We start from the raw sequence: 9,763 nt of genomic DNA on the forward strand, positions 1-9,763 counted from the left end.
TCATGCCATGATTCATGCCACCCATGCCGCCGCCTTGTGCCATGTCTTGCTTGTTGTTTGCTTCGGTTGCAGCCGTAACATTTGGGGCTTGAGTTTCGCTGGAAGGGGCTTTTGAACAAGCTGCAAGCACTCCGCTGGTTAAAGCGGCTGCGGCGGTAAATATCAGGGCTGCAAAGCCTGTTTTTAATGAAATTGGTTTCATAGATTTTATATCCTTAAAACTGCCATTTATCTTCAGCTTTTCACATATAAATGAAATTAGGATGAAATTTTTGCCTCGGAATTGTCAAGAATTATTGCTGTGCCGTCGATCGCACTCACATTTACGATTTACAGGACTGATATCATGTCCGATCGATTAACCATAATATCCCGGTCGGGGCGGGTTTTTGAGAGGGTCAATTATTGGCAGGTGTTGTTGGCGAACCCTCCCCTACCAAAATCGCGGTCGCTCGACCGGACATGATATGACAACCGAATTATGTAGGGTGTACAGTGCGCGCCTTACCCCTATGGGTAGCGTGTCAAACCACTTTTTTCAGAATTCCTGATTTATTTCACAATTCCCCTTGACTCTCCAGTTAACTGGAGACTTTACAATGGAGTTAATTCATTTATTGAGCAGAGTAGTTTCTGCTGAGGTTCAAACTATGACTTTACAGCTAAAAGTTCCTAAGATGGCTTGTTCTGCTTGTGCGAATACAATCACAAAAGCAGTCCAAGCCATTGACTCAGCCGCTGTTGTTGAGGCGGATCTCAAGACAAAATTGGTCGCGATTCAAACCGCTAAGTCGGAAAGTGAAGTTAGGAAAGCGATCGCATCTGCTGGCTATCCAGCAAGTCAATTTTAGATTTTAGATTTTAGATTTACTTGCAGCTTTCAATCTGGGAGATTTAACAAGAGTCTAAAATTTTTGATTCTCCACGACTGGAGTACGTCGCACGTTATCCGTATTTAGGCGAGGTCAATCGATTTTAGATTTTAGATTTTAGATTTTAGATTGAAGCATTGACCCCACGGATAAATTCGGGAGGCAAGTTTCTCGGATACACGTTTTTTATTTCTGGGTCCTGACTCTGCGAAGGAATGAATCCGGGGGCTTGTATCCTGGGTGCTTTCGGTCATTTGAAGATAGAAGGTAACTTTATAACTTAGGAGGGCATCTATGGACAATCTCACACTTAAATTGCGGGGCATGAGTTGTGCTTCTTGTGCTTCCTCTGTCGAACAAGCAATTCAATCTGTTCCCGGCGTAATTGAGTGTCATGTCAATTTTGGCATGGAACAAGCAACCATCCAATACGACTCCAAGCAAACCGACTTAGAAACAATTCAATCGGCTGTTGATGCTGCGGGATACCAAGCTTTGCCGCTTCAAGAAATGGCGGCGGCAGAGGATGATTCCGAAACAGCCGATCGCAAATATGAATCTAAAACCTTGCAGCGGAAACTCTGGACGGCAGGTATCATAAGCATCCTGCTAGTTGTGGGCGCTATTCCAGCGATGACCGGCTTGCACCTGCCATTTATTCCCGCATGGCTGCACAATTTTTGGCTGCAATTAGTGCTGACCTCACCCGTACAATTTTGGTGCGGAAGATCGTTTTATGTGGGAGCTTGGAAATCCCTAAAACGGCGCGTAGCAACAATGGATACCCTGATTGCTTTGGGTACGAGTGCTGCTTACTTTTATTCTGTATTTGTGACAGTTTTTCCCGGTTTCTTCACCGCTCAAGGTTTGACTCCTAGCGTTTACTACGAAGTGGCAGCCAGCGTTGTCGCCTTAATTTTGTTGGGGAAAACCCTAGAAAATCGGGCGAAGGGAGAGACTTCCGAAGCCATTCGGAAACTCATGGGTTTGCAAGCAAAAACGGCTCGGATAGTTCGCAACGGGGAAGAGTTGGAAGTGCCGATCGCCAAAGTGGAAATTGGCGACATCGTGCAGGTGCGGCCGGGAGAGCAAATCCCCGTAGATGGAGATGTTATTGAAGGCTCTTCCACAGTAGACGAAGCAATGGTTACGGGAGAAAGTTTGCCGGTTAAAAAGCAGCTTGGCGACGAAGTTATCGGAGCCACAATTAACAAAACTGGCAGCTTCAAGTTTCGGGCGACAAGAGTTGGCAAAGATACATTTTTAGCTCAAATTGTCAAGATGGTGCAGGAGGCACAGGGTTCAAAAGCACCGATTCAAAAGTTAGCAGACCAAGTGACTGGTTGGTTTGTTCCCGCAGTAATTGCCATCGCTTTAGCTACTTTTATTATCTGGTTTAACGCAACGGGAAACTTCACTCTAGCCACAGTGACAATGGTGGAAGTGCTGATTATTGCCTGTCCCTGCGCTTTGGGTTTGGCGACTCCGACTGCTGTGATGGTGGGAACTGGTAAAGGTGCAGAAAACGGGATTTTAATTAAAGGAGCCGAGAGTTTAGAATTGGCTCACAAAATCCAAATTATTGTGTTAGATAAAACGGGAACTCTCACAGAAGGCAAGCCGACGGTAACTGATTTTGTGACAATTAAAGGAACGGCGAACAGCAATGAGTTAAAGTTGCTGCAATTGGCGGCGTCTGTCGAGCGCAATTCGGAGCATCCTTTGGGGGAAGCTGTTGTGAGGTACGCTCAATCTCAAGAGGTTAATTTGACGGATGTTAAGGATTTTGAGGCGATCGCGGGGAGTGGTGTTCGAGGGGTTGTAGCGGGAAAGTCGATCGCCCTGGGAACGCTCAGGTGGATGCAGGAACTAGGCTGCGATACTGAATATCTGGAACTGCGCGGGAGAGCTTTGGAAGCTGCGAGCAAAACGGTTGTTTGGATGGCTTGCGAGGGCAAAATAGAGGCAATTCTGGGCGTTGCGGATGCTCTCAAACCATCGTCAGCGCAGGCGGTGCAAGCACTTCAAAAACTCGGTTTGGAGGTGGCGATGCTGACTGGAGATAATCGCGCGACTGCGGAGTCGATCGCCCAATCCGTGGGCATTACTCGCGTTTTTGCCGAAGTTAGACCCCATCAAAAAGCAGCTCAAATCCAAGCCCTGCAAGGGGAAGGAAAAATTGTCGCGATGGTGGGAGACGGGATTAACGACGCGCCGGCTTTGGCCGCTTCAGACGTGGGAATTGCGATCGGCACCGGCACAGATGTGGCGATCGCAGCCAGCGACATTACCTTAATTTCAGGAGATTTGCAAGGCATAGTTACAGCAATTAAACTTTCCCACGCCACCATGCGGAACATCCGCGAAAATCTGTTTTTTGCGTTTATTTACAACATCGCTGGAATACCGATCGCGGCGGGCATTTTGTTCCCCATTTTTGGCTGGCTGCTAAATCCAATTATCGCCGGTGCAGCAATGGCTTTCAGTTCAGTTTCTGTAGTTAGTAATGCTTTGCGATTGCGGAATTTTAAACCCAAATCTATTGCATAAATTAGGAGTTTTCCAAAAATCTCGCTTGGCGCCGCTCTACCTGCACCCGAATATCAGGTGTGCAATACGCACCCTCCCCCGATTTATATCAATTCCGGTTGCATTGGAATGATTAAACCGCAGAGAACGCAGAGAACGCAGAGTCTCCAGAACAGAGAGATGAATACAGGACGATGCTACCGGATTTGATATTATCAACGAAAATCTCTTGCATAAACTAGGATTAATTAAAAAAATGTTGAACCAACGCCAAATCTTAGGAAGCCTCGGCAGTTTAGGAATTATGCTCTCCATGGCATCGGGAGTTCGAGCAAATCAAATATCAATCTCTCCTGCAAATTCAACCCCTCAATTTCGGCATATCGAACAGCCGTTAAGTTTAAAAATTGGCGTAACAGCAGGGGGATTGACATTAATTGGTTTAGAACTGTGGTGGTTTTTGTTCAGTAAAAAGCAAGTTAAAACCAGGTAAACTTTGCCGAGGCGGTTTTTTCCAGCAAGATATCGCTAAAATTGAGGAAACTTAAAAAATTTGGAGTGAGCTAAATGCAACTACTACACACGATGCTCCGAGTCGGCAACCTGGAAGAATCCCTCAAATTTTACACCGAGGTTCTCGGCATGAGATTGCTGCGGCAAAAGGACTATCCAGAGGGTAAATTTACTCTGGCTTTTGTTGGCTACGGCGACGAATCAGACACTACAGTTTTGGAATTAACATACAACTGGGGCGTCACAGAGTACAATTTGGGGGATGCTTACGGTCATATTGCGATCGGCGTTGACGACATTTACGGTACTTGCGAAGAAATTAAAGCCCGCAACGGTAAAGTTATTCGGGAACCCGGACCGATGAAGCACGGTTCAACTGTCATCGCTTTTGTGCAAGACCCAGATGGATATAAAGTAGAATTAATTCAACTGGGAAATCAAAACAGCAGCAGTCAGAAATTAAGTGCGGTTACCGCATCCTAGAGTTAGTCCTGCTAGTCCTGGTAGGGTGCGTCAGAAACAAACTTTTTGAGTTAAATTGAAACTATTTCTCTGACGCACCGTACTGAGGGGATGCGAGGGGGTTTTCAACACTTTTAATTCGATCGCACCGACGGTAAAAACTGCTGCAAGTAAATCTTTTGCCACAAAAGAGAAAAACTGCTGCCTATTTCGCTTAAGCTCTCAAATTTAGGAATTAATTTAGATTTTCGGCGATTGTCTGAAGCAGCCATCGCCGAAAAGAATACACTTAATAATAACAAAAATACCACCATCACACTAAATAAAATAGCCCAATAAATTAGAACTTCGCTTATGTCGGTGACCGGGAATATCGACTTAATGAATGAGTCCGAGAAATACAAAAACAGCCCTCCTGGACACCCCACCGCCAACAATAGCCACATCCACTTAAACATATCTGTTGCAGTCTTGCTATTTTTGGACGCAGAAAGTTCTAACTCTCTAATTTTGCTGTTAATATTTGATGTGACTTCATACAAAGTATACTGCAAAGAATCTCTGATATGATTGAGATCTTTGTCGAGGTTTATGCACTGCTCGGAGGTGCTTTTGTCAAAGCTCAGGTTTTGGAGTTTTTTACGGTGCGCAGCCAGTTTATTGCCTAGGGTATAATCCCATTTTTCCAGCAGCTCTACAGTCAAATACAAAAGTTCCCTATTAGCATCTAACGAGCTCTGGCAATTTATGAGCGATTTAACGAACTTGCTGAGATTGTTGATCTGCTCCTCTACAGTATTTTGGTATTGCCTGTGTTTAGCTGACAAGAAACTTGCGAGCTCGACCTCGCCATCGTCGCACAGCGACAAAGCCTCACCATACAAGTCGTCAATTTCCCTTTTACCGAGATACAGTGACGCTTTGCACTCCTCAATTTCGGGAAGAGTCAGACCTTCTAAGGGCGGATGTTTTACATTAAATTTATATGCGATCGCTGTCATAATCTGCGCCGATTTTCCCTCAAGCTTGTCTTTGTAAGCTTCTAAAATAATTGCCGCTAGATTTTTGACTCTCGCTTCCGGGTGGTGGAGGAACTCAAAAATTTTGGCAAGTATTTTGGAGAATTCTAAGTCATTACAATTATTTTCCGCAACTTCCAAAAAGTTTGTTACTGCTGCATCGTTTTCTGCCTCACCTTTGTACTGATCACCCGTAAGTGCGATCACAGCAAATACTCGATCGAGCCAAAACACATATTCCTCGCCATTCATTGGCAGGCTCGGCAGCAGCCAGCTCGGGCCGTACACCCAAAAATCGAGACAATTCTCATATTCCTTACTGCTGTCATTTCTGCTGCTGTCGCCCACAGCAAATTTGTTGCTTGCTAAGACTTTAATTTGCTCTTCTACAACCTGCCGCTCAATTTCCCCTGCATTGATTGTGAGATTTACACCACCTTCCTTGCCTTTCCCTTGCCCTGCTTCATGCAACCAAATTGACTTCATACTAACAGCCACAGACCACCGAATTAAAGGAGTCGCTCCCCCTCGCACTTCCACTTCTAACGCCGCCAGCAGATTTTTGCTAAAATCCCTTACTCTAGTTGCTCTCTCACTTGATATCAGACCATCTGGCACCTTCCCAAATGCCTGAATTGCCAAAGCGCGAAACAGCAAATTCGGATGGGGTTTTCTGAGGGATACTGGTATATTTCCCCTTAATATTCCGCTTTTCGGTACGCCCAAAACTTCAGCAAAAGGCTCGATACCGCACTGTTGCAGGATTCCTTCAACTGTGTTTATTCTTTGCCAAGGTTGAGTATGTTTACTGAGATTGAAGATTAGCGCTGTGCCACTGCATTCCATTGACTTAGGGATGCTGGTGCGATCGGGTTTCCACTGATTGCTCGTCATAATTTGTCGCCATGACAATTACTAGATATTGACGCCGTTGTTTGATCCTCAATGCAACTTTACATCTACTGCTGCTTTTTGTCAATATTAGTCCTGGACGCATAGGGAGCTAGAAACCCGGTTTCACGAGTAAATTTCTCATGACTAAAGCGCTGATTTTCCCTCTCAACCGGGCTTAGCAAGGCAAATGTTCATCCCGAACTAAATATATAATTTTGCAGGAATCGGTGAAATATCAAATTTTTACATTGGGTCACGAAACCCAACCTACTATAGCCATCCTAAATCATTTGTAAATTTCTTACTCCCTCCCCTTACTAAGGGGAGGGTTGGGGTGGGGTAAAAAAATTACGACTCATTTATAATTGCTATAATGATTTCTTTTTCGGAGCTTTTAAGATTTTATCGCTCGCCATTTTGTCAATGATTAAATCACTGATAATTTGAGCTCCGTGGGAGGTAAAGTGCAAGCCATCATTATTTTTTACATAGCCTCGCTTTCCCGATTTATCAGCAACTACAGGAACCAATTTTCCCGCTTGTGCAAAAGTGTCCCAAGTAGAAATAAATTCGATTTTCGGTGAAGATTTGCTGGCATTTTTATAAATATCGTTCATAATGGGAAAAGCTTTGAGATACCAAGATTTGTTAGGTATCGATTGACCGACCCAATACACTTTTCTCACGGATGACGAAGCAAGTATATTGGCATATTTTTCTACTCTTTCTTGATAAGCTTTTTGCCATTCTTTGGTCAGAATTACCCGGGATTTCCCTTGAAAATCAGTGATATCTTGAGGGTCATTGGCTCCGAACAAAACTATCACTACATCCGGCTGGTAATCATTAATAACTTTGCGAGTTCTGGCATACCAGTCATAATAATCTATCCGATTTAATCCGCTCGATACCTTGTAGTCAATTTTCGTATCGGCGATATTGTATTTTTGCTTAAGAGTGTACTGGAGTTGAATTCCTAAGTCGAACATTACGGAATCTCCAATAAATAAAAATTTGCGATAAGGTCTGGTCAGTTTGGGTTTAGCTGGGGTTAATTTTTTAGCAGGCTTTTGGGGCAGGGCGGCCGCTTTTGTTTCGGTTTTGATAGGAGGAATTTCGGATTTTTTGGGGAGGCTATCGAAGTTAATATCTTTAATTTTGCTCCAGAAATCTTGTTCGGATTTCCTGAAACCGTCTATTTCGATCTGGCGCGCTGCTTGTTTGATTTCTGGACTGGCGAAAGGAGTTAAAGAAAAGCTTTTCAGAAATAATGATAAGTTTGAAAATATTAAAGTGAGAATTACAGAAGTAACTATCAGCAAAATTTCCCGGTCTTTCATATTTCTTAGAAATTAAAGTAAATAAAAGGCGGGACGGTACTCGGCCCCAACATCAAGATAGTATACACGAGCAGCGAAACTAAGACAACCCGAAAGAAAATGTTTTTTAATGACAATACGGTTTGCAATACTTTGGCGATGCGATCGCCCCACAAGTTGAGCGCGCCAATGACTGCAATTACTAAATACAATTGCCAAAAGTTAAATTGAAAAGTCGCGACTGCAGGATGAACAATTCCTTCAAAAAAATTCACCGCAGTTTCCCAGTTGGGAGTGCCAAAAAATACCCAGCTACAAGTAACAAAACTAAATGTTAACAGCCAACTGCAAAATTTAGCAAATCTGGGAAAGGCATAGTCTAATTTGAAATGGATAGTTTGGGGGATATCTTTACATAAATGGTTGACAACCAATCCTAAACCGTGAATTGCTCCCCAGAAAATAAAGTTTAAACCTGCGCCGTGCCAAAATCCGCCGATCGCCATTGTTAAAAATAGATTTAGGTACTTCCTCAACTTGCCGTATCTGTTGCCGCCTAAAGGAAAGTAAACGTAATCCCTCAGCCACTCGGAAAGACTGATATGCCACCTTTTCCAAAATTCTTGCACGCTGAGCGATCGGTATGGCATATTAAAGTTGGCGATGGGTTTGAAACCCAGCAAACAGGAGATGCCGTTGGCTAAATCCGAATAGCCGCTGAAATCTACGTAAATTAAACAGGAATAGGAAATTGCGGCGAGGATTAAATCGATGCTGCTGTACAGGTGGGGGACTTTAAAGGGCTGTTGAGTGAAGTTAAACAAAAAGCTCGATAAAGTATATTTTTTGAAGAGTCCAGATAAAATTAAAACTATAACTTCTTCGATTTGATAGTCGTATTTTTTTGCGGAATTTAGCTGCGAGTAAAATTCGCGAGGTCGCGAGATTGGCCCGGAGGCAATTTGGGGAAAGTAGGTAATATAGGCGGCGTAATCTACAAGTTTCGGACAGGGGATTTTTTGCTGGTAGCAGTCGATTAAATGGGAAATCATTCTAAAAGTGTAGAACGACACACCGACGGGGGCGATTATTTGCAAAACTTGAAAGCTGGCTGGAATTTGTAGCTGGTTCAGTACCTCAAATAAAGAAGTTACAAAGAAGTTGCAATATTTAAAGATGCCGAGATTGGCAATGTTGAAAATTATCCCCGAGATTAAAGCAAGTTTTTTATATTGGCCGTTGCAGACCGCCCGGAGAATGATATAATTGTAGGCAGTACCTAAAACGAGCAGCAAGAGAAAGTCGAAACTCCAAAAGGAATAAAATAATAAACTGGAAACTAGCAAGACAATTTTATACAAATCGACTTGCGGTTTCACAGAGATGATGGCGCTAAAAATAATTAGGAAAAATACTAGAAATTGGTAAGTGGGAAATAGCATAAATCTCAGCCGCTAAAAAATCTTGTTTCTGGCAATATTTTTATAAGTACGCGCAAGCGTTGCTATCTTGAAGGGAATCGCCCGCAAGGAGTCTGACCGCACCAACTTTCGGGGTGGATTGCGGACTGTAAGCTTTTGCAAGAGGTCAATTGTGTCACAACTTCCTTGGGGTTAACCGCACTCATAAATTCACAATCGTGTTTAAAGATTATGATGGTTATCAAGGAAATGGGGTCTAAAACCCTATCCTTCTAGGACGGCTTTAATTTCTTAAATCCCTTCCTAAAAATCTGGAAAATTCTAGTATACTAGAGTTGTCAAGGTTCAACTCCTGCGCCATAGTGCATAAAAACAGTTAACGACACACTTTGAGGCGTAAACCGGGGGACAAAGAGCGGCGAAAACTCTATAAACAGCTAGGGGCTTAACACAGTTCCTTTAACCAGAGAAACAAACTATTTAGTCTTGTTAAGTAGGGTAGGGCATACCCGAACTCTAGGTAAATATCCTAGTACGCTTTTGGAGATAGACCCTAGGCGGGTGGCTGCGAATCAGGCTCGTTAATTGGTAGGATTTCTACGGTTAAAAAGTTTGAGTATTGCCTTTCATGACGCAACATTTTAAGGTCAGTCCCTGAATTAAGAATCCTTGTCCTTTAGGTCAGGGAGTGTCAAGAGACAATGTATTAACGGTTGACATACTCACCGCCCTAA

Annotated in this window: 7 protein-coding genes and 1 pseudogene; 4 read left to right on the forward strand and 4 right to left on the reverse strand. The window is 43.4% G+C overall.

Features of this window, described 5'->3' with window-relative positions:
* Positions 1-202 (reverse strand): annotated as a pseudogene (locus ACUVJL_RS30100) (DUF305 domain-containing protein); the annotation flags it as partial.
* A 448-nt stretch (positions 203-650) separates the two neighbouring features.
* Here ACUVJL_RS30100 and ACUVJL_RS30105 point away from each other — a divergent pair.
* The 4 genes from ACUVJL_RS30105 to gloA all read left to right on the forward strand — a co-directional run bounded on the left by ACUVJL_RS30105 (position 651) and on the right by gloA (position 4,397).
* Positions 651-851, forward strand: coding sequence for a heavy-metal-associated domain-containing protein (locus ACUVJL_RS30105; protein ID WP_445249191.1), 201 nt, complete (start codon positions 651-653; stop codon positions 849-851).
* 315 nt (positions 852-1,166) lie between these two features.
* A complete protein-coding gene (locus ACUVJL_RS30110) occupies positions 1,167-3,422 on the forward strand; it encodes a heavy metal translocating P-type ATPase (RefSeq protein WP_445249192.1) in 2,256 nt (751 codons plus the stop codon).
* A gap of 235 nt (positions 3,423-3,657) precedes the next feature.
* Positions 3,658-3,894: a hypothetical protein gene (locus tag ACUVJL_RS30115; protein WP_445249193.1), complete on the forward strand. Its 237-nt coding sequence runs from the start codon at positions 3,658-3,660 to the stop codon at positions 3,892-3,894.
* Positions 3,895-3,968: 74 nt separating this feature from the next.
* The gene (gene gloA, locus ACUVJL_RS30120; RefSeq protein WP_445249194.1) at positions 3,969-4,397 is read left to right on the forward strand and encodes a lactoylglutathione lyase; all 429 of its coding nucleotides are present in this window, start codon (positions 3,969-3,971) and stop codon (positions 4,395-4,397) included.
* A 113-nt stretch (positions 4,398-4,510) separates the two neighbouring features.
* Here gloA and ACUVJL_RS30125 read toward each other — a convergent pair whose 3' ends face one another.
* From ACUVJL_RS30125 to ACUVJL_RS30135, 3 genes are all read right to left on the reverse strand, one after another.
* A complete protein-coding gene (locus tag ACUVJL_RS30125) occupies positions 4,511-6,289 on the reverse strand; it encodes a hypothetical protein (protein ID WP_445249195.1) in 1,779 nt (592 codons plus the stop codon).
* A 368-nt stretch (positions 6,290-6,657) separates the two neighbouring features.
* The gene (locus ACUVJL_RS30130) at positions 6,658-7,629 is read right to left on the reverse strand and encodes an SGNH/GDSL hydrolase family protein (protein ID WP_445249196.1); all 972 of its coding nucleotides are present in this window, start codon (positions 7,627-7,629) and stop codon (positions 6,658-6,660) included.
* 5 nt (positions 7,630-7,634) lie between these two features.
* The gene (locus ACUVJL_RS30135; RefSeq protein WP_445249197.1) at positions 7,635-9,050 is read right to left on the reverse strand and encodes an MBOAT family O-acyltransferase; all 1,416 of its coding nucleotides are present in this window, start codon (positions 9,048-9,050) and stop codon (positions 7,635-7,637) included.
* Between the last annotated feature and the right edge of the window lie 713 nt (positions 9,051-9,763).

It is taken from the genome of Microcoleus sp. OTE_8_concoct_300, assembly GCF_031383065.1.
In the GTDB taxonomy this organism is placed as follows: Bacteria; Cyanobacteriota; Cyanobacteriia; order Cyanobacteriales; family Microcoleaceae; genus Microcoleus.

Bases quoted from the DNA above. Each gene is read 5' to 3' on its own strand.
- ACUVJL_RS30105 (WP_445249191.1), top strand. From the start codon at position 651: ATGACTTTACAGCTAAAAGTTCCTAAGATGGCTTGTTCTGCTTGTGCG.
- ACUVJL_RS30115 (WP_445249193.1), top strand. From the start codon at position 3,658: ATGTTGAACCAACGCCAAATCTTAGGAAGCCTCGGCAGTTTAGGAATT.
- ACUVJL_RS30130 (WP_445249196.1), bottom strand. From the start codon at position 7,629: ATGAAAGACCGGGAAATTTTGCTGATAGTTACTTCTGTAATTCTCACT.
- ACUVJL_RS30110 (WP_445249192.1), top strand. From the start codon at position 1,167: ATGGACAATCTCACACTTAAATTGCGGGGCATGAGTTGTGCTTCTTGT.
- ACUVJL_RS30135 (WP_445249197.1), bottom strand. From the start codon at position 9,050: ATGCTATTTCCCACTTACCAATTTCTAGTATTTTTCCTAATTATTTTT.
- gloA (WP_445249194.1), top strand. From the start codon at position 3,969: ATGCAACTACTACACACGATGCTCCGAGTCGGCAACCTGGAAGAATCC.
- ACUVJL_RS30125 (WP_445249195.1), bottom strand. From the start codon at position 6,289: ATGACGAGCAATCAGTGGAAACCCGATCGCACCAGCATCCCTAAGTCA.